The organism is Streptomyces sp. LX-29 (assembly GCF_029541745.1).
Taxonomy (GTDB): domain Bacteria; phylum Actinomycetota; class Actinomycetes; order Streptomycetales; family Streptomycetaceae; genus Streptomyces.
The window spans coordinates 4,479,742-4,497,408 of the sequence record NZ_CP089746.1; the positions used below are offsets into that span (position 1 = coordinate 4,479,742).

Here is a 17,667-nt window from a genome sequence, read left to right on the forward strand (position 1 = left end):
CGCCCCGCACGGCCGGCGCTGTGCGTGAAACCGGCGTGCGCGCGTGACGCGAGTATGCGCCATACCACCAGTGTGCGGACGGGACGGCGTTATTCCACGACGTCATCGGATTTCGCAGACCAGACGCTACCTCCCTGGTCCGCCCCCGTCCCGTGGGGGCTGCTTGGTGTGCCGGTATCGTTGCTGACGGCCGACGGCTTCGTAGGGTCCCCTGGAAATGGACCCGCTGTCGCCTTGTACGACTACACAAACCCGTAGCGAGAAAGAGTCCCGCCGTGGCCTCCCCGCCCACCCCCGCCTCTCCGGCACCGGCCCGCCTCGTCGTCCTCGTCTCCGGCTCGGGTACGAACCTGCAGGCGCTGCTGGACGCCATCGCCGCCCAGGGGGCGGCCGCCTACGGTGCCGAGGTCGTCGCCGTCGGGGCGGACCGCTCCGGCATCGCCGGGCTCGAGCGTGCCGAGCGCGCCGGAATCCCCACGTTCGTGTGCCGGGTCCAGGACCACGCCACCCGTTCCGAGTGGGATCGCGCCCTCGCCGAGGCGACCGCCGCCCACGCACCCGACCTGGTCGTCTCGGCCGGGTTCATGAAGATCGTGGGGAGGGAGTTCCTGGCCCGCTTCGGCGGCCGCACCGTGAACACCCACCCCGCGCTGCTGCCGAGCTTCCCCGGCGCCCACGGCGTGCGCGACGCGCTCGCGTACGGGGCGAAGGTGACCGGCTGCACGGTCCACTTCGTCGACGACGGTGTCGACACCGGCCCGATCATCGCCCAGGGCGTGGTCGAGATCCGGGACGAGGACGACGAATCCGCCCTGCATGAGCGGATCAAGGAAGTCGAGCGACGGCTGCTCGTCGATGTCGTGGGACGGCTTGCCCGCGACGGCTATCGCATTGAGGGACGAAAGGTACTGATCCCGTGACCGCCACCGGCACCTCCACCTCCACCACCGCCACCGACGAGGGCACCAAGCGGACCCTCCGCCGCGCCCTGGTCAGCGTCTACGACAAGACCGGACTCGAGGAGCTGGCCCGCGGGCTGCACGCGGCGGGGGTCCAGCTCGTCTCGACGGGATCCACCGCCGCCAAGATCGCCGCCGCGGGCGTCCCGGTCACCAAGGTCGAGGAGCTCACCGGCTTCCCGGAGTGTCTCGACGGCCGGGTCAAGACCCTGCACCCGCGCGTGCACGCCGGCATCCTCGCCGACCAGCGCCTGGACGCGCACCGCGCGCAGCTCGCCGAGCTGGGCGTGGAGCCCTTCGAGCTGGTGATCGTCAACCTCTACCCCTTCGAGCAGACCGTCGCCTCCGGCGCCGCGCCCGACGAGTGCGTGGAGCAGATCGACATCGGCGGCCCCTCGATGGTCCGCGCCGCCGCCAAGAACCACCCGTCGGTGGCCGTGGTGGTCAACCCCGAGCGGTATGACGAGGTGCTCCAGGCCGCCGCGTCCGGCGGCTTCGACCTGGCCCGGCGCAAGCGGCTGGCCGCCGAGGCGTTCCAGCACACCGCCGCCTACGACCTGGCGGTGGCCTCCTGGTTCGCCGCGGACTACGCCGGCGACGGCGAGACCTTCGCGAACTTCATCGGCGTGGCCTACGAGCGCAAGAACGTGCTGCGGTACGGCGAGAACCCGCACCAGCCCGCGGCGCTCTACACCGGCGGTTGCGGCGGTCTGGCCGAGGCCGAGCAGCTGCACGGCAAGGAGATGTCGTACAACAACTACGTCGACACCGACGCCGCCCGCCGCGCCGCCTACGACCACGGCGCCGAGCAGCCGTGCGTCGCGATCATCAAGCACGCCAACCCGTGTGGCATCGCGGTGGGCGCGGACGTCGCCGAGGCACACCGCAAGGCGCACGCCTGTGACTCGCTCTCCGCCTTCGGCGGCGTGATCGCCGTCAACCGGCCGGTGTCGGTGGCCATGGCCGAGCAGGTCGCCGAGATCTTCACCGAGGTCATCGTGGCCCCGGACTACGAGGACGGCGCCGTGGAGGTGCTGGCCCGTAAGAAGAACATCCGGGTGCTGCGCTGCCCCGAGGGGCCGAGCACCCCGGCGGAGTTCCGTCCGATCGACGGTGGCGGCCTGGCCCAGGTCAAGGACGCCTTCCAGGCCGAGGGCGACGACCCGGCCAACTGGACCCTGGCCACCGGTGAGCCGCTGGACGCGGCGGGCCTGGCGGAGCTCTCCTTCGCCTGGCGCGCCTGCCGCGCGGTGAAGTCCAACGCCATCCTGCTGGCGAAGGACGGCGCGACCGTCGGCGTGGGCATGGGCCAGGTCAACCGCGTCGACTCCGCGAAGCTCGCCGTGCAGCGGGCGGGAGAGGAGCGGGCCCGCGGTTCGTACGCCGCGTCCGACGCCTTCTTCCCCTTCCCCGACGGGCTGGAGGTGCTGACCGCCGCCGGGATCAAGGCCGTGGTGCAGCCGGGCGGCTCGGTCCGCGACGAGCAGGTGATCGAGGCCGCGAAGAAGGCGGGCGTGACCATGTACTTCACGGCCACCCGGCACTTCTTCCACTGAGCCGCCGAGCCACCGAGCCACCGAGCCGTCCGACACGGGCCGTCGCCACCGCCGCGCGGCCCGTGTCGGCCGCTCCCACGCCCCTGCTGGACACCGACATCCCCGCATCCGGGAGGATGGAACCATGACCGCCCAGATTCTCGACGGCAAGGCCACCGCGGCCGCGATCAAGGCCGACCTCGTCTCCCGCGTGGAGGCGCTGAAGGCAGCCGGGCTCGCGCCCGGACTCGGCACCCTGCTGGTCGGCGAAGACCCCGGCAGCAAGTGGTACGTCGCGGGCAAGCACCGCGACTGCGCCGAGGTCGGCATCGCCTCCATCCGGCGCGAGCTGCCCGACACCGCCACCCAGGAGGAGATCGAGGCGGCCGTCCGGGAGCTCAACGAGAACCCGGAGTGCACCGGTTACATCGTCCAGCTGCCGCTGCCCAAGGGCATCGACACCAACCGGGTGCTGGAGCTGATCGACCCGGCCAAGGACGCCGACGGGCTGCACCCGATGAGCCTGGGCCGCCTCGTCCTCAACGAGACCGGCCCGCTGCCGTGCACCCCGTACGGCATCATCGAGCTGCTGCGCCGCCACGGCGTGGAGATCAACGGGGCGCATGTCGTGGTCGTCGGCCGCGGCATCACCGTGGGGCGCTCCATCGGGCTGCTGCTCACCCGTCGCTCGGAGAACGCCACGGTCACGCTCTGCCACACCGGCACCCGTGACCTCTCCGCGCACCTGCGCCAGGCCGACATCATCGTGGCCGCGGCGGGGGTGGGTCACCTGATCAAGCCGGAGGACGTCAAGCCGGGCGCCGCGGTGCTCGACGTCGGTGTCAGCCGGGACGGCGAGGGCAAGATCATGGGCGATGTGGACCCGGGCGTGGCCGAGGTCGCCGGCTGGCTGTCGCCGAACCCCGGCGGCGTCGGCCCGATGACCCGCGCCCAGCTGCTCGTCAACGTGGTGGAAGCCGCGGAGCGGCAGGCGGCCGCGAAGTCCGGCTGAGGAAAGGGAGCGTGCGCCATGGGCGCTGAGGTGCGGTCGCCGGGTGCGGACGCGGACGACGGCGTGGAGCCGGGTGCGGTGACGACGGAGACGGGCAGCGGCACGAACGAGGGCCCCGGTACCGGCACGGACCCGGGCGCGAGCACGGGCGCGAGCACCGGTACGGACCCGGGCGCGGGTGCCGGCACGGGCCCGCGCACGGCCGTGGGTGAGCCCGCGGCCGCGCCGCGCCGCCTCTCCCGCCGTTTCCCGTTGATCACCCGGGACACCGCCCGCCCCGAGGGCGGCGGCCGGGCCGCGTCCGGTGCCGCCCCGGCGCCGGTGCGGCAGTGGCCGCTGCTGGCGGTGATGGGCGGCGCCGGCCTCGGCCTGCTGGTCGTGGCCCTCGACGCCTTCCGGGCCGGCACGATCATCATCGGGCTGGCGCTGCTGCTCGGCGCGGTGCTGCGCTGGCTGCTGCCGGAGGTCGGGATGCTGGCGGTGCGCTCGCGCTTCACCGACCTGGCGACCTACGGCGGTCTGGGCGCGGCCATCGTGCTGCTGTCGATGATGGCGCAGCCGGACCCCTGGCTCGAGGTGCCGTTCCTGGAGGACCTGGTGCACTTCACGGTCCGCTGACCCCGCGGCGCACGGGCCGTGTGCGACTGACGCAGGTGAGGGCGCGCGCTTTTCACACCTTGGAGCGACCCGCTTCCGTTCATCGGAGGCGGGTCGCTTCATTTTCTCTAGATGTCGAGTATCTTGATGTCGAGATAAGTGCCTGACTCAGTGACCCCGCGTGAGAGGGACGTTGCCCATGGCCAAGATCAAGGTGGTCAACCCCGTCGTCGAGCTCGACGGCGACGAGATGACCCGCATCATCTGGCAGCTCATCAAGGACAAGCTGCTCCTGCCCCACCTCGACGTCGACCTGCGCTACTTCGACCTCGGCATCCAGCACCGCGACGCCACCAGCGACAAGGTCACGGTCGACGCGGCGCGCGCCATCAAGGAGCACGGGGTCGGGATCAAGTGCGCGACGATCAACCCGGACGAGGCGCGGGTCGAGGAGTTCGGCCTGAAGAAGATGTACCGCTCGCCCAACGGCACCATCCGCAACATCCTCGGCGGCGTCATCTTCCGCGAGCCGATCCTCATGGCCAACGTGCCCCGGCTGATCCCCGGCTGGACCAAGCCGATCGTGGTCGGCCGCCACGCCTTCGGCGACCAGTACCGGGCGACCGATGTGAAGATCCCCGGCGAGGGCACGCTCACCATGACCTTCCAACCCAAGGACGGCTCCGAGCCGATGGAGTTGGATGTCTACGACTTCCCGGGTCCCGGCGTCGCGCTCTCCATGTACAACCTGGACCAGTCGATCCGGGACTTCGCTCGGGCGTCCTTCAGCTACGGCCTGAGCCGGGACTTCCCGGTCTACCTGTCCACGAAGAACACCATCCTGAAGGCGTACGACGGCCGCTTCAAGGATCTCTTCCAGGAGGTCTTCGACTCCGAGTTCAAGACCGAGTTCGACGCCCGGGGCCTCACCTACGAGCACCGCCTGATCGACGACATGGTCGCCTCGGCGCTCAAGTGGGAGGGCGGCTACGTCTGGGCCTGCAAGAACTACGACGGGGATGTGCAGTCCGACGTCGTCGCCCAGGGCTTCGGCTCGCTCGGGCTGATGACCTCGGTGCTGATGTCCCCCGACGGCCGGACGGTGGAGACCGAGGCCGCGCACGGCACGGTCACCCGCCACTACCGCCAGCACCAGCAGGGCAAGGAGACCTCGACCAACCCGCTCGCCTCGATCTACGCGTGGACGCGCGGCCTGGCGCACCGCGGCACGCTGGACGGCACCCCCGAGGTGGTCGACTTCGCGCGGAAGCTGGAGGAGGTCTGCGTCGAGACCGTCGAGGGTGGCCAGATGACCAAGGACCTGGCGCTGCTGATCGGCCCCGAGCAGCCGTGGCTGACGACGGAGCAGTTCCTGGACGCGCTCGACACCGGGCTGCAGAAGCGGCTGCTGGACTGAGTGCGGGCCGGGTGCCGGCCGGCCGTCCCCCTCCCGCCCCCAGCCCCGCGCCCGCCGCCCACCGTGGGCACCGCGCGGGCACCGGCCGGCCGTCCAGCTCCTGCCCCACCGCGCCGCGTCGCCGGCCGCCGCGGGGCACCGGACGGCGGCCGGTCCCCTCCCCCGGGAGGACCGGCCGCCGTCAGGTCGCCGTCGTGCCGGATCAGCCGCTGCGCAGGTACTTCCAGGTCTTCTTGCCGACGACGCCGTCCTTCTTGATGTTGTGGGCACCCTGGAACTTCTTCACCGCGTTCGCGGTCCTGGTGCCGAACTTGCCGTCAATCGCACCGGGGTTGTAGCCCCAGCCCTTGAGCATGCACTGGGCCTCCGTCACGTGCTTGCCCGAGTTGCCCTTGCCGATCACGGCGGACATGGTGTTGCTGTAGTTGGCGGTCCAGCCCCACGTGCCCCCCTCCAGCTTCTTCCACTGGTAGCTGCCGCCCTTGGGGCAAGCGGCCTTCGCGTCGACGTCCTGCGGTGCCACGGTGGCGTGGCTCTTCTCCGTGGACGCGGCGAAGGCACCCGTGGACGGGCCGGCGAGCGCCAGTCCGCCGAAGGCGGCGACACTGGCGGCGAGCACGAGGTGCTTGCGACGGTTCATGGTCGGGTTCCTCCCCTGTGAACTGCCGGTCGGCGTATGCCGGTTGGCGCTACCGAGATTGCAGGCCATTTCGGGACGCCGGCCAGCGCCCCGACGACCCTGGGACGCCGTGGGACGTCCCACGCGCCGACCTGCTGGGACGCCGGTCGGGGTGCGGACGCCGTGGGACGCCGGGGCGGGCGCGCGGCTGACCGAAACCCGCCGCCGCCGGCCCGCGCGGGGAACTCGTACCGCCCCCGCGCCGCTCTATTCGGCACAGAGGCAGACATCGGGGGATGTCGAACGCGAATGGGGGGATCATGTCGCGTTGGAAAGAGCTGCCGGAAAGACTGGACCCACGGGTCCGGCAACTCGTCGTGCAGTTACGGCGCCTGAAGGACCGGGGCGGGCTCAGCCTCTCCTCTCTGGCGACGCGCACGGGCTACAGCCGCTCCTCCTGGGAGCGGTACCTCAACGGAAAGGCGCTGCCGCCGCGGGACGCGGTGGAGGGGCTGGCGCGGGCCGCCGGGGCCGACCCGACCCGGCTGCTGGTGCTGCACGAGCTCGCCGAGGAGGCGTGGGGCAGGGACAGGGACGAGGCCGGCGGCACGGGCACGGACGAGGACGAAGGCCGCCGCCGGCGCCGACCCGTGGCACTCCTCGCGGCCCTCGTCGTGGTGCTCGCCACGGCGGCCGTGGCGCTGCCGGCCGTGGCGCCCTGGAGGGACGACGGCGCGCGCGGCGCCGGGGAGCCGACGCGGGGGCCGCACGGGAGCGCCTCCTTCGCGCCCACCCCCGGCAGGACGTACAGCTGCGAGATCCGCCGTGAGGACGGCCTGTTGCAGGCGGGCCACAGCACCACCCGGGACGCCATCCTCCAGATGAGCACGGCCGGGTGGGACGTGGCCGAGGCGCAGTGCCTGCTGCGCCGCCACGGCTTCGACCCCGGCGGTGTCGACGGCGTCTTCGGCGACCGCACCGAGCGGGCCGTCAAGCGCTTCCAGAAGAGGTCCGAGCTGGTCGTGGACGGCAAGGTCGGTCCGCACACCTGGAAGGCGTTGCGCGGGTGAGCCGGGGGACGCGCACGGCAGGAGGCGATCCGGCGGCCCGCGCGCCGGAGTGCGTACGGCTGGCCGAGGGGCTGCGCGAGCTGCGGTCGCGCACGGGGCTGAGCCTGGCCGCGCTCGCCGCCCGCACCGCCTACAGCAAGTCGTCCTGGGAGCGTTATCTCAACGCCAAGAAGCTGCCTCCCCGGCAGGCCGTGGAGGCGCTGTGCGCGCTGGCGGACGAGCCCGCGGGACGGATGGTGGCGCTGTGGGAGCTGGCGGAGGCGGAGTGGAGCGGGCGCGCACAGAGCGCGCCGGCGGCCGGTGGCGGGGACGGGACCCCGCCGCCGCGCGGGGACGCGCCGGACCCGCCGCCCGGCCCCTCTCCGGAGGGCCGCCGCCGCTCCCGCCGCCGGTGGGCCGCCGTCCTCGCGGCCCTGTGCGCGCTGGCGGCCGTCGTGGTCCTCGCGGTGGCGGCGCCGTTCGGCGAGGGTTCCGCCGCGGGCGCGGGCGCCCGGCACCCCGCCCACGGCACCTCTCCGCCGCCGGCCGGCTGCTCCGGCGCGGGGTGCGCCGGCAAGGACCCGGAGGCGATGGCCTGTGGCACCCAGGAGCGGGTGCGGACGCTCGGCCCGACCCGGCGGACTCCCACCGGGGCCCGGATGGAGATCAGGTACAGCGCCGAGTGCCGCGCCGCCTGGGGCCGGATCTGGAACGCCCGGCCCGGGGACGCCGTCGGCGTCTCGGCGCCCGGCCGGCCCGCGCAGTGGGCGACGGTACGGGACGACTACGACGCGGCGGGCTATCTCTACACCCTCATGGTCGGGGTCGAAGAGCGCCCGCGCGGGCTGTCGGTGTGCTTCCGGCCGAAGGGCGCCAAGGCGACGGATGGCGCGGATGATATGTGCTTCGGCCCTTGAGGCGCAGGGAGTTCGGACCTACGTTCCTCGAAAGTCTCCACCGCGCGCGACCGCTCCCTGGCCTGTGGTCGTTCTGGGATACTGCTCGCCCAAGGGGCGCAAAAGGGGTACGAGCGGGGGGCGGCAACCCCCCGATGCGCCCCGGGGTGGGGGAACTGCCGCCTCGAGCGGACGCATCTCCTGGGGTATCCGATACGGGTCGCCAGGGAGCGTCGCCCGGCGCGGGGCCGAAGGAGAAACCGCAGGGCACCGACACGGGGGGACAGGGGGAGGCACCATGCCTCGTTGGAGGGAGTTGCCGGAGGAACTCGACCCGCAGGTGCGGGAGTTCACGGGGCAGCTGCGGCGGCTCGTGGAGCGCGGCGGCATGAGCGTCGCGACGGTCGCGGACCGCACCGGGTACAGCAAGACATCGTGGGACCGCTATCTCAACGGCCGGCTGCTGCCCCCGCGCGGGGCGGTCGAGGCGCTGGCCGAGGCGACGGGGACCGACGTCGCCCATCTGACCACGCTGTGGGAGCTGGCGGAGCGGGCCTGGAGCCGCTCCGAGATGCGCCACGACGTGACCATGGAGGCCATACGGGTGGCCCAGGCGCGGGCGGCGCTGGGGGAGTTCGGCCCACCCGCGCAGGCGAGGCGGACGAGTTCGAACGGCCACCCGAGCGAGCGGGTGGACGGGATGGCGGCGGCGGGCGCGGCCGGGCCCGTCGCCCCCGCCCCGGCGGTCCGCCCTGCCCCGCCGCCTCTCGAACGCTTAGTGGTCACGCCGCCCTCGGCGGTGGTCCCGTCCTCCCCGCCGCCGGCCTCCGCCGCCCCGTCGCGGCCGCCGGCACCGCCGGCCGGCGACCCGGAGCGGCCCGCCCCACCCCAGCCGCCCGAGGGGCAGCGCCGGCGCACGGCCGCGATGTTCGTGGCGGGCGTGGTGGGGGCGATCCTGGTGGTGGCCTCCGGGGTGCTGCTCTTCGGCGCCGACGAGGAACCCGCAGAGAACCGGGGACAGCCCTCCGCCACGCCCAGCACCGCCGGCGCGGCGCTCCCCAGCGGGGTCAGGTGCGCCGGGAAGGACTGCACCGGCAAGAACCCGGAGACCATGGGCTGTGGCGGCCAACAGGCCCGGACGACGGCCAACGCGACCGTCGGCGACACCTACGTCGAGGTCCGCTACAGCGAGGTGTGCGGCGCCGCCTGGGCCCGGATCACCCGGGCCGCCCCCGGCGACTCGGTGCAGGTCTCGGCGGCCGGGAAGAACGGCGGCGGGGCCCGTACCCAGAGCGCGGACGTCAACGCCGACGGGGATGCCTACACCCAGATGCTCGCGGCCGCGTCGGCGGCGGAGGTCAAGGCGTGCGCGACGCTCGCCGACAGCACGACGGGCTGCACCCGCCCGGTCGAGGCGAGCGCGTCCCCCTGACCCTCACGGGTGAATTTCCGCGCGGACGGCCGAACGGGCGAGCCCCCGAGGGGAGCTCGCCCGTGGTGTGACGCCCGACCGGTCGCCGGATCAGCCGATGTGGGAGCTGAACGTGCCGTCCGCCGTGAGCACGACGGCCATCCCGTGGCCGCTGAGGAGCCCGGTGGCCCAGGAGTCGTCGTTCGTCTGCAGCGTGCCGATCACATAGCCCTCGGAGATGATCTGCATCCGGTAGTGGTCGCCCACCTTGGTGACCTTGGCGGTGGAGCCGTCCACCAGCTTGAATGTGCCGGGGCCGTACTGCGCGCCGCCCAGCCACGAGCGCACCTGGCCGTCGGCGGTGAGCACCGCGAACATCCCCTGGGCGCTCTGGACACCGGTGTCCTTCCCGTTCGCGTCGAGCGTGGCCACCACATGGCCGCCGGAGAAGACCTGCATGGAGTAGTGGAGGTCTCCCCGCTTGGTGATCTTGCCGGTGGTGCCGTCGGCCAGCTTGACGGTCCGGGTCGCCGCGGCGAACGAGCCCTTGCCCTTGCCCTTCGCCGCGGAGGCGGACACCGAGGCGACGGGGGCCGTCTTCCCGTGGTCGGCGGCGACGGCCGCGCCCGCCGGGCCCAGCAGTGCGGCGGCCAGGGCGGCGGTGCCCAGGGCGCGGACGGCGGTACGGCGGCGGATCTTCAGAATCGACATGCGGATCTCCTGGTCAGGGAGGGGGGACAGTGGTCGTCGCATGCCGCGTGCGCTTCCCGTGTGGGGCGGTGAGGCGAGGCGGCCGTGCAGCAACGAAGTTAGAGATCGTCTCCGGCGGAATGATCTCTTCTGTGTAACGGCCACCCGTCGGCGGGATCGCGGTTTCCCCACGTTCATCACGGTGGGCCTTGCCGGGCCCGGATTCGCCCGCACTTTTCCGTCCACGGCCACGCATACGCCCGCCGATTCCGGGCAGGCGCTTCGCAAGCCCCCCACGGGTGAGCCGCCGCCAGGCGGCCGTCTGCGCACCCCTCCCATCCATGCCGGCAGACGGCCGTCTCGCGGTGCCCGAGGCCGTCACGCCGGCGCCCGTGGCCCGCGCGGGACGCGGTGAGGAGTGACACAGAGGGGTGGGGGGCCGGGCGTGGTCCGGTCGGATAGCCTGACGCCGGTATCTCGACACCAAGAGATCGATCAAAAACCCAGCGCAGGAGACCGCCATGACCCGCACTCCCGTTACCGTCACCGTCACCGGCGCGGCAGGCCAGATCGGCTACGCGCTGCTCTTCCGCATCGCCTCCGGTCAGCTTCTCGGCGCGGACGTGCCGGTCAAGCTGCGCCTCCTGGAGATCCCGCAGGGTCTCAAGGCCGCCGAGGGCACCGCCATGGAGCTCGACGACTGCGCGTTCCCGCTGCTGCGCGGCATCGACATCACCGACGACCCGAACGTCGGCTTCGAGGGTGCCAACGTCGCCCTGCTGGTCGGCGCCCGCCCGCGCACCAAGGGCATGGAGCGCGGTGACCTGCTGGAGGCCAACGGCGGCATCTTCAAGCCGCAGGGCAAGGCCATCAACGACCACGCCGCGGACGACATCAAGGTCCTCGTCGTGGGCAACCCGGCCAACACCAACGCGCTGATCGCCCAGGCCGCCGCCCCGGACGTACCGGCCGAGCGCTTCACCGCGATGACCCGCCTGGACCACAACCGCGCCGTCTCCCAGCTCGCGCGGAAGACCGGCTCCGCCGTCTCCGAGATCCGCAAGCTGACGATCTGGGGCAACCACTCCGCCACCCAGTACCCGGACATCTTCCACGCGGAGATCGCGGGCAAGAACGCCGCCGAGCTCGTCAACGACGAGCAGTGGCTGGCCGACACCTTCATCCCGACCGTCGCCAAGCGCGGTGCGGCGATCATCGAGGCCCGTGGCGCCTCCTCGGCCGCCTCCGCCGCCAACGCCGCCATCGACCACGTTCACACCTGGGTCAACGGCACCGCCGAGGGCGACTGGGCCTCCATGGGCATCCCGTCGGACGGCTCCTACGGCGTCCCGGAGGGCCTGATCTCCTCCTTCCCGGTCACCTGCAAGGACGGCAAGTACGAGATCGTCCAGGGCCTGGAGATCAACGAGTTCTCCCGCGCCCGCATCGACGCCTCCGTCCAGGAGCTCGTCGAGGAGCGCGACGCGGTGCGCGGCCTGGGCCTCATCTAAGGCCGGCCCACACCCGAGCCCATACGCGGCCCCGCCCCGGAAGTGCTTTCCGGGGCGGGGCCATTGTGCGTGACCGATGCCTATCGCCGGGCGGCGACCTCTTCCAGCGCGGCCCGCAGGAGCTGACCGATTCGCGTCGCCGCGTCGCGACCACCTTCCTCGCCGGACCCGTGTTCGACCAGGCGTTCGAGTTTGCGAAGGAGTGCCGCGCGGTCGGGCCGGCGTTGGATGGCGATGTGTACCGCCCACCGCTGGGCGAACGTCTTGAGCGGGCCCAGGCTGCCGCTCCCCTGCGCCTGGGTGGCTGCCCGGCAAAGCGTGGAGTCGAATTCGTCGAGCTGGTCCGGGGTGAGACGAGCGACGGCGGCACGCAGATCGTCCGGGGTGAGCGGCGGCATGGGGATGAGTAGGCCGTTCCGTCCTTCTGGCTGAGCGTTCAGGTGAAGGCCCCTTCTCGGGAGGGCGCCGCATGTGGTCGCTGACGGTCGCTTGCCTCCTCCGCAGGATAACGCGACCGGGACGAGCTTCAAGTGCCCTGCCTAGGCGGCGAGTTGCCCATCGCCAGATGGGGCAGATTGGTTAAGCCCCGCTGGTAGGGGCAAGGGCAGCAGGCGCAGCACAGCACGTCGAAGCACTCTCCTTGGAGGCGCGATGGCGAACTGTACGAACTGCAGCGGTGCCGGTCGGCACATCTACCAGGATTCGGACGGAGCGATGAAGGACGTTCCCTGCTCCGCGTGCCAGGGATCGGGCCAGACTCAGGACCCGCCCGATGACGGCCCTTCGTCGAACTAACTCCGCGACGCTACGGTGGGGTTGACACTCCCAGCCGACAGAGGGGGCACGGAATGAGTGGCTCGAACGGCTCATCGGGGCGGTCCGAGTGGACTGACCCTCGGTATGCGGATCTGGTCCGCTTCTACGATCAGAAGAAGCGGGAGGCGTTCCGCAAGGGTGCGCAGCCGTGCTCTGTGTGTGCTGGTCTCGGTGAGATCGTCATGCAGCGCGAGGGTAAGCCGTTAAGCATCCCGTGCACCTCATGCGGCCCCCGCCGATCGTCGTAGCCGTATTGCCTGTACGAGGCCCCGTCCATGACGCTATCAGCAGCTCGTGAGCGGGGCCTCTACATCAGCCCCGGTGTCGGGCGTCCCGCGCGTACGCGACGAACGCCGCCCACTGGGCGGGGGAGACGGTCAGGGTGGGGCCGGTGCGGTTCTTGGAGTCGCGTATGTGGACGGCGGCGGGCTCTGTGGCGACCTCTATGCAGTCTTGCCCCCCGCCGCTGTGGCTTGACTTGAACCATGCGAGTTCGACGCTCATCTCTCTCCTGCCAACTCGTGGATGAACTTCATCGAGTCCTCCGGCGTGAGGGCCTGGCTCTGCAGGATTCCATACCGCCGGATGAGCTTATGGACCGTCCGGCGGTCGGTGATCAGCTTTCCGAAGTGCTGCACTTCGACATAGGCGCACATCTCCCGATCTTGTGGCTCGATCAGCGTGAACGGGCCGTGGAGGCCCGCGTGGTCTGTCCGCTCTGTCGGCATCACCTGGATGTGCACGTGCCGTGACTGGGCAACCTTCAGCAGATGGTGCAGCTGCTCACGCATCACGTCATGGCCGCCGATGGGGCGGCGCAGCACGACCTCTTCGAGGAGGAAGCTGAGTGATGGGGACGGTTTGCGAGCGAGCAGCTGTTGTCGTGCGAGCCGCACGGCTACCAAACCGTTGATCTCATCGTCGTCGAGGGCTGGCTGCTGGGCGGCATCCGCCGCGTAGGCGTACGCCTCGGTCTGAAGCAACCCGTTGATGAGCAGGTTGCCGTACACCGACAGCGAGGCCGCCTCGGCCTCCACATCCACATACGGCTGGAACCAGGTCGGGTGTGCCTCCTTCAGGAGTTGCTCGCCGATGGCCGCGAAGACGCCCGGCACCTGGAAAGCCTCTTCCATGCGTAGCAGCATCGCTGGCTGCGGCCTGCGCCGCCCCCGCTCGACACTGCGGATCAGCGACTCCGAGTAGCCCACTGCTGCCCCGAGTTCGGCCCGCGTGAGACCGTCTCTTTCCCGTAGGGCCCTGATCTGAGCCCCGATGATTCGCAGACTCACTGGGGTGTTGTCGTCCTCGAAGCTCGTGCCCATGGTGCTACTCCGCCCGTCCCGGCTGTCACAGCGTGGGCGTACCACGCCCGTCACTAGAGAACGTAGATACCCCTAGGCCACCGTCGAGGGGTGAATCCAGCAAATCCACTCCATCGAATGCCCGTAGCCACAAAGGAAGTTCGTGCGACCGTCGCCGCCGTGCTCGGTGAGCGCGCCGCGCTCCCCCGCTTCGAGGAGGTGGAGGAGGCGGTCCTCTTCCTCCGCGGTCACATGATGTTGCTCATCCCCGAGATCGAGGATCTGTCGCGGCTCCGGCCGAAGGACGATCTGGTCGTGATCCTCGCGCTGGCGGGCGTGGGGGAGGCGCGGCGGAAGCTGCGGATGAGTCCGGGGCCGGGGCTGGTCTCCGCCGTGGAGCACGCGAAGCACCTCGCGCGCTCCTGTGACGCGCTGTTGCGCCACTACGAGCTGCTGGTGGAGGAGGCATGAGCTCCCCCTGGTTCCTGGTGAAGCCGGTGCGCCGCCCGAGGCGGCAGGGGGGTGCGGGGCCGGCCGACCGCCGGGAGGCGTACGCGTGTCTCCTGGTAGCCCTGAGGCGGTTGGAGCAGCGAGCGGACTCCCGTCGCCCTTTGTGAAAATTCTTTCGGCAAGTGTGGTCACACCCGGAGGGAATTCCCGCATACTGAGACTGCGGTTATTTCGGTTAACTCCTCTCACGTGGAGATGAGTTCGAATTCCTGGGGTGTGCCGATGACCCTGCCCGGACAGCCGATCGCGCCACCGCTTCCCCCACAGCGGCTTTTCCACTCCGAGGCCACTCGACTGCTGTGCGCGGGTGTGTATTTCGACGCCGAGTTCCGCCGCCGGGTGGTGGAGGAGCTGGTGGAGCACGAGGAGCGCCCGGTGGCGCCGTCGCTCGGGATCGACGCCGTGCCCGTGCTGGCGCACGCGGTGCGGGCGCGGCGGCAGGAGCTGGAGGCGGCGCTGCTGTTGCTGGGGGTCTGGGCGGCCTTCCTGGGGATGACCGTCTCGGACTACGGCTGGTTGGGCGTCCTGCGGCCGACCTGGTTCACGCTCTACGCGGTGGTGTGCGTCGCGTTGTGGATGAGCCGGACGGCGACCGGGCTGGGCGCCTCCGTCTACACGCTGGACCGGGCGATGGTGCGTCAGGCCACCAGTGGGCGCATGAAGATGCTGCTGCCGTTCGGACCGCGGCTGCTGGCCCTGGGCTACTGGGTGTTCGTGATCTACGTGCTGGTGAACGGCGGCGACGCCTGGGCCGGGCTGGTCTTCCCGCTGCTGCTCGTACTGCCGGTGTGGGTGCACCGCTCGCGGGTGGCCGCGGTGATGTGCAGGGAGCTGTCCCCGCTCGCCTATCCGCGACGGCCGCGCGCAGCGCTGCCGAGGCTCGACCGCTACCGGCGGATCGGGGCCGCGATCGACCGCGAGCAGCACGCGCCGCTCACCATCTACGACCCGTTTCGGCCCTTCATCGGCGCCGGGAAGCCGTACGAGCCGTGGTCGTTCGCGCTGGAGCTCAAGCGGGCGGCCACGGCCGGACCGGCGTCCGAGCCGCTGACCAGCCATGACGTGGTGAGCCTGATCAAGCCGCGGCTGCAGGCGCTGCGGACCGCGGCCGCAGCCACCAGCCGCGACCGGCTGCGGGCACTGGAGACCGAGGAGTTCGTCTATCTGCCGGTGGGGGCGCCCCGCTCGCACGTCGGCTACGAGCGGCAGGCCGTCTCGCGACATCTGCGCGACGCGGTGGACGAGGGCGGCGAGGCGCGACGGCACTTCCTGCGGGTCCGGGTCGGGGCGTGGGACGAGCAGGTGGTGGTGTCCGTCCTGGTCCGGGTGCACACCCAGGGGGAGATGCTGGTGCTGGAGGTGGCGCCGCACGTGCTGACCCCGGTGCGGCCCGAGTTCAAGGCGGCCGACGTGATCGCGGCGCGGGGCGAGGCCGATGTGCTGAGGGACGGGGTGCGGGCGCTGTTCGCCGCGCCGGGGGCCACCTTCGCGGCGGGGGTCTCGGCCGTTCGTACGGTGATCTCGGAGTTCCGGGTCTGGCTGGCCGACCCGCGGCGGGCGCTGCCGGACGGGCCCGCCACCTCGGTGCGCGAGCTGGGCAGCACCAAGGACGTGTCGCTCTTTCAGGAGATGGACGTCAGCCGCTATGTGAAGACGATTCAGGACCGGATCGCGAGCGGCGTGCGGGAGGCGCTGCGGGCCAAGGGCTATCAGACCGGTGAGTTCGAGCAGCAGATCATCAACGTCAGCGGCGGCGGTGTGTTCATCGGCTCCATGAGCGGCGGCGCGGTCGCCACCGGTGAGCGGGCCACCGCCAAGCACGGGGAGGGCGGACGCGGTGAGCGGAAGGGACGCTGAGGACGGGCTGGCGGAGGAAGGCCGTACGGGGCGTACGGGGGAGGAGTTCCCGGCGCCCCGGCCGGCGGGCGGCATCGTCATCGGCACCATGACGGGCGGCGCGGCCGCGGTCGGAGACCGGGCCACGGCCGAGGACCGCGCCGGGCGGGCCGGTCCGCCTTCGGCTGGTCCGCCCCCGGCCGGTTGGCCCCCGACCGCGGTGCCGCCGGTCGTCCCGGGCGGGATCGGCGTCGGCGCGATGACGGGCGGGGCGGTCGCCGCCGGGGCCGGGGCGCGCGCCGTGCACGGCACGGAGGGGGCGGCCGAGGTGCCGCCCGAACTGCTCGCGGCCGTGCGCGCGCTGCGCGAGGAGCTGGCGCCGCTCCCCCCGTCGACGGCGACGGAGGAGGTGGCCGCCGCGCTCGGCGAGGTGGAGGAGGAGCTCGCCGACGGCGCCGGCGCGGCCGACCGCGAACGGCTGGGGCGGCTGCGCGGGCGACTGGAGGCGGCTGCCACGGCGGTCGGCGGGCTGGCCTCCGCGGTGGCGCTGGCGCAGGCGATCGGACAGTTCCTGGCCTGAGGCCGTGGGGAGATCGTGGGGTGACGGGGAGAGGGGTGCGTGGGGATGAGCTACTGGGACCCGGAGCGGCAGCAGTGGGTGCACGGCGACCTGCCGCCCCCGCCGCCGTTCGCCCCCGGAGAGGGCGGGTTCGCGGAGGGGGCCGGCGATCCGGGCGGCACCGGCGGGCGCGACACCACGCGCGCCCTGGTGCTGGCCCTCGTGACGCTCCTGGTCTTCGCCGGGATCGGGGTCGGCATGTGGCTGCTGGTGCGCGACGACGACGAGGAGGACCGGAGCGGTCCGGGGCCGGTCGTGCCCTCGGCGACCGAGTCCGGTTGGCCGTCCACCACCCCCGAGACCACGTCACCGCCCACGGCGCCGCCGACGACGGACTGGTCGCTCCCCTCGACGGACTGGCCGACGCCGACGACGGACGAGCCGACTCCGGAGCTGGGCGCCGAGAGCGAGGCGCCGTCCGGCTACACGCGTGTCGAGGACCCGGCGGGCTTCACCGTCGATGTGCCGGTCGGCTGGCAGCGCACGTCCAGGTCCGACGGCATCTTCTACACCTCGCCGGACGAGCGCCGGCTGGTGCAGATCTTCACCCTGGAGGAGCCGGAGGGAACGCCGTACGAGTCCCTGGAGGCGACGGAGTCCCACCTCGCCCAGACGATGGCCGACTCCGGCTACCGGCGCCTCGGCCTGCGGATGCTCGGCGCCGGGGACGCGGCGGAGCTCCAGTACGCGTACGACCACGCCAGGTTCGGCGCGCGTCGCGTCATCGACCGGGCGTTCACCGGTCCTGACGGGGTGCAGTACGCGGTGCTGGTGGCGGGACCGGCCTCGTCCTGGCCGGAGCAGGAGACGATCCAGGAGACGGCCCTGAACGCGTTCTGCCCCACGGGGTACTGCGGGTCCTGAAGAGTGCGGGGGCGCCGCCCAGGGT

18 protein-coding genes are annotated in these 17,667 nt (G+C 72.0%); 13 read left to right on the top strand and 5 right to left on the bottom strand.

Annotation, left to right across the window (positions count from 1 at the left end):
- Positions 1-275 precede the first annotated feature (275 nt).
- The 5 genes from purN to LRS74_RS19315 all read left to right on the top strand — a co-directional run bounded on the left by purN (position 276) and on the right by LRS74_RS19315 (position 5,520).
- On the top strand, positions 276-920 hold the full coding sequence (gene purN / locus LRS74_RS19295) for a phosphoribosylglycinamide formyltransferase (RefSeq protein WP_277742161.1): 645 nt from the start codon (positions 276-278) through the stop codon (positions 918-920).
- Positions 917-2,515 carry a bifunctional phosphoribosylaminoimidazolecarboxamide formyltransferase/IMP cyclohydrolase gene (purH, locus tag LRS74_RS19300; protein ID WP_277742162.1) on the top strand — a complete coding sequence of 533 codons (1,599 nt, stop codon included), beginning with the start codon at positions 917-919 and terminating at the stop codon, positions 2,513-2,515. Before purN ends, purH begins: the two co-directional genes overlap by 4 nt.
- A gap of 124 nt (positions 2,516-2,639) precedes the next feature.
- Positions 2,640-3,506: a bifunctional methylenetetrahydrofolate dehydrogenase/methenyltetrahydrofolate cyclohydrolase gene (locus LRS74_RS19305; protein ID WP_277742163.1), complete on the top strand. Its 867-nt coding sequence runs from the start codon at positions 2,640-2,642 to the stop codon at positions 3,504-3,506.
- 18 nt (positions 3,507-3,524) lie between these two features.
- The gene (locus tag LRS74_RS19310) at positions 3,525-4,124 is read left to right on the top strand and encodes a DUF3017 domain-containing protein (RefSeq protein WP_277742164.1); all 600 of its coding nucleotides are present in this window, start codon (positions 3,525-3,527) and stop codon (positions 4,122-4,124) included.
- Between the two features lie 178 nt (positions 4,125-4,302).
- Entirely contained in the window at positions 4,303-5,520 is a 1,218-nt protein-coding gene (locus LRS74_RS19315) for an NADP-dependent isocitrate dehydrogenase (RefSeq protein ID WP_277742165.1), read from the top strand.
- Between the two features lie 202 nt (positions 5,521-5,722).
- Here LRS74_RS19315 and LRS74_RS19320 read toward each other — a convergent pair whose 3' ends face one another.
- A complete protein-coding gene (locus LRS74_RS19320; RefSeq protein WP_277742167.1) occupies positions 5,723-6,160 on the bottom strand; it encodes a peptidoglycan-binding domain-containing protein in 438 nt (145 codons plus the stop codon).
- A 299-nt stretch (positions 6,161-6,459) separates the two neighbouring features.
- Between LRS74_RS19320 and LRS74_RS19325 the strand changes: the two genes are divergently transcribed.
- From LRS74_RS19325 to LRS74_RS19335, 3 genes are all read left to right on the top strand, one after another.
- Complete coding sequence (locus LRS74_RS19325; RefSeq protein ID WP_277742168.1) at positions 6,460-7,209, top strand: peptidoglycan-binding protein; 750 nt, start codon at positions 6,460-6,462, stop codon at positions 7,207-7,209.
- A complete protein-coding gene (locus LRS74_RS19330; protein WP_277742169.1) occupies positions 7,206-8,105 on the top strand; it encodes an XRE family transcriptional regulator in 900 nt (299 codons plus the stop codon). Before LRS74_RS19325 ends, LRS74_RS19330 begins: the two co-directional genes overlap by 4 nt.
- A gap of 277 nt (positions 8,106-8,382) precedes the next feature.
- Positions 8,383-9,516 carry an XRE family transcriptional regulator gene (locus LRS74_RS19335; protein WP_277742170.1) on the top strand — a complete coding sequence of 378 codons (1,134 nt, stop codon included), beginning with the start codon at positions 8,383-8,385 and terminating at the stop codon, positions 9,514-9,516.
- A 90-nt stretch (positions 9,517-9,606) separates the two neighbouring features.
- Here LRS74_RS19335 and LRS74_RS19340 read toward each other — a convergent pair whose 3' ends face one another.
- Entirely contained in the window at positions 9,607-10,206 is a 600-nt protein-coding gene (locus tag LRS74_RS19340; RefSeq protein ID WP_277742171.1) for a hypothetical protein, read from the bottom strand.
- Between the two features lie 500 nt (positions 10,207-10,706).
- Here LRS74_RS19340 and LRS74_RS19345 point away from each other — a divergent pair, with 500 nt between their 5' ends.
- The gene (locus tag LRS74_RS19345) at positions 10,707-11,696 is read left to right on the top strand and encodes a malate dehydrogenase (protein ID WP_277742172.1); all 990 of its coding nucleotides are present in this window, start codon (positions 10,707-10,709) and stop codon (positions 11,694-11,696) included.
- Positions 11,697-11,776: 80 nt separating this feature from the next.
- On the opposite strand, the gene LRS74_RS19350 is transcribed toward LRS74_RS19345, so the two are convergent.
- From LRS74_RS19350 to LRS74_RS19360, 3 genes are all read right to left on the bottom strand, one after another.
- Entirely contained in the window at positions 11,777-12,094 is a 318-nt protein-coding gene (locus LRS74_RS19350) for a DUF6247 family protein (RefSeq protein WP_277742173.1), read from the bottom strand.
- Between the two features lie 730 nt (positions 12,095-12,824).
- Entirely contained in the window at positions 12,825-13,016 is a 192-nt protein-coding gene (locus LRS74_RS19355) for a DUF397 domain-containing protein (protein ID WP_277742174.1), read from the bottom strand.
- Complete coding sequence (locus LRS74_RS19360; RefSeq protein ID WP_277742175.1) at positions 13,013-13,834, bottom strand: helix-turn-helix transcriptional regulator; 822 nt, start codon at positions 13,832-13,834, stop codon at positions 13,013-13,015. The genes LRS74_RS19355 and LRS74_RS19360 overlap by 4 nt, the downstream gene beginning before the upstream one ends.
- Positions 13,835-13,951: 117 nt before the next feature.
- Between LRS74_RS19360 and LRS74_RS19365 the strand changes: the two genes are divergently transcribed.
- From LRS74_RS19365 to LRS74_RS19380, 4 genes are all read left to right on the top strand, one after another.
- Positions 13,952-14,284, top strand: coding sequence for a DUF6415 family natural product biosynthesis protein (locus LRS74_RS19365; RefSeq protein WP_277742176.1), 333 nt, complete (start codon positions 13,952-13,954; stop codon positions 14,282-14,284).
- 234 nt (positions 14,285-14,518) lie between these two features.
- Positions 14,519-16,180 carry a hypothetical protein gene (locus LRS74_RS19370; protein ID WP_277742177.1) on the top strand — a complete coding sequence of 554 codons (1,662 nt, stop codon included), beginning with the start codon at positions 14,519-14,521 and terminating at the stop codon, positions 16,178-16,180.
- The gene (locus LRS74_RS19375; protein ID WP_277742178.1) at positions 16,161-16,739 is read left to right on the top strand and encodes a hypothetical protein; all 579 of its coding nucleotides are present in this window, start codon (positions 16,161-16,163) and stop codon (positions 16,737-16,739) included. Before LRS74_RS19370 ends, LRS74_RS19375 begins: the two co-directional genes overlap by 20 nt.
- Positions 16,740-16,784: 45 nt before the next feature.
- Positions 16,785-17,642: a hypothetical protein gene (locus LRS74_RS19380; RefSeq protein WP_277742179.1), complete on the top strand. Its 858-nt coding sequence runs from the start codon at positions 16,785-16,787 to the stop codon at positions 17,640-17,642.
- The last annotated feature ends 25 nt before the right edge of the window (positions 17,643-17,667 follow it).

What these genes read in the sequence shown, in the direction of transcription:
- LRS74_RS19310 (WP_277742164.1), top strand. Translation starts at nt 3,525, where the DNA reads ATGGGCGCTGAGGTGCGGTCGCCGGGTGCGGACGCGGACGACGGCGTG.
- LRS74_RS19360 (WP_277742175.1), bottom strand. Translation starts at nt 13,834, where the DNA reads ATGGGCACGAGCTTCGAGGACGACAACACCCCAGTGAGTCTGCGAATC.
- LRS74_RS19380 (WP_277742179.1), top strand. Translation starts at nt 16,785, where the DNA reads ATGAGCTACTGGGACCCGGAGCGGCAGCAGTGGGTGCACGGCGACCTG.
- LRS74_RS19340 (WP_277742171.1), bottom strand. Translation starts at nt 10,206, where the DNA reads ATGTCGATTCTGAAGATCCGCCGCCGTACCGCCGTCCGCGCCCTGGGC.
- LRS74_RS19365 (WP_277742176.1), top strand. Translation starts at nt 13,952, where the DNA reads ATGCCCGTAGCCACAAAGGAAGTTCGTGCGACCGTCGCCGCCGTGCTC.
- LRS74_RS19355 (WP_277742174.1), bottom strand. Translation starts at nt 13,016, where the DNA reads ATGAGCGTCGAACTCGCATGGTTCAAGTCAAGCCACAGCGGCGGGGGG.
- LRS74_RS19320 (WP_277742167.1), bottom strand. Translation starts at nt 6,160, where the DNA reads ATGAACCGTCGCAAGCACCTCGTGCTCGCCGCCAGTGTCGCCGCCTTC.
- LRS74_RS19305 (WP_277742163.1), top strand. Translation starts at nt 2,640, where the DNA reads ATGACCGCCCAGATTCTCGACGGCAAGGCCACCGCGGCCGCGATCAAG.
- LRS74_RS19345 (WP_277742172.1), top strand. Translation starts at nt 10,707, where the DNA reads ATGACCCGCACTCCCGTTACCGTCACCGTCACCGGCGCGGCAGGCCAG.
- LRS74_RS19315 (WP_277742165.1), top strand. Translation starts at nt 4,303, where the DNA reads ATGGCCAAGATCAAGGTGGTCAACCCCGTCGTCGAGCTCGACGGCGAC.
- LRS74_RS19370 (WP_277742177.1), top strand. Translation starts at nt 14,519, where the DNA reads ATGAGTTCGAATTCCTGGGGTGTGCCGATGACCCTGCCCGGACAGCCG.
- LRS74_RS19350 (WP_277742173.1), bottom strand. Translation starts at nt 12,094, where the DNA reads ATGCCGCCGCTCACCCCGGACGATCTGCGTGCCGCCGTCGCTCGTCTC.
- LRS74_RS19335 (WP_277742170.1), top strand. Translation starts at nt 8,383, where the DNA reads ATGCCTCGTTGGAGGGAGTTGCCGGAGGAACTCGACCCGCAGGTGCGG.
- LRS74_RS19325 (WP_277742168.1), top strand. Translation starts at nt 6,460, where the DNA reads ATGTCGCGTTGGAAAGAGCTGCCGGAAAGACTGGACCCACGGGTCCGG.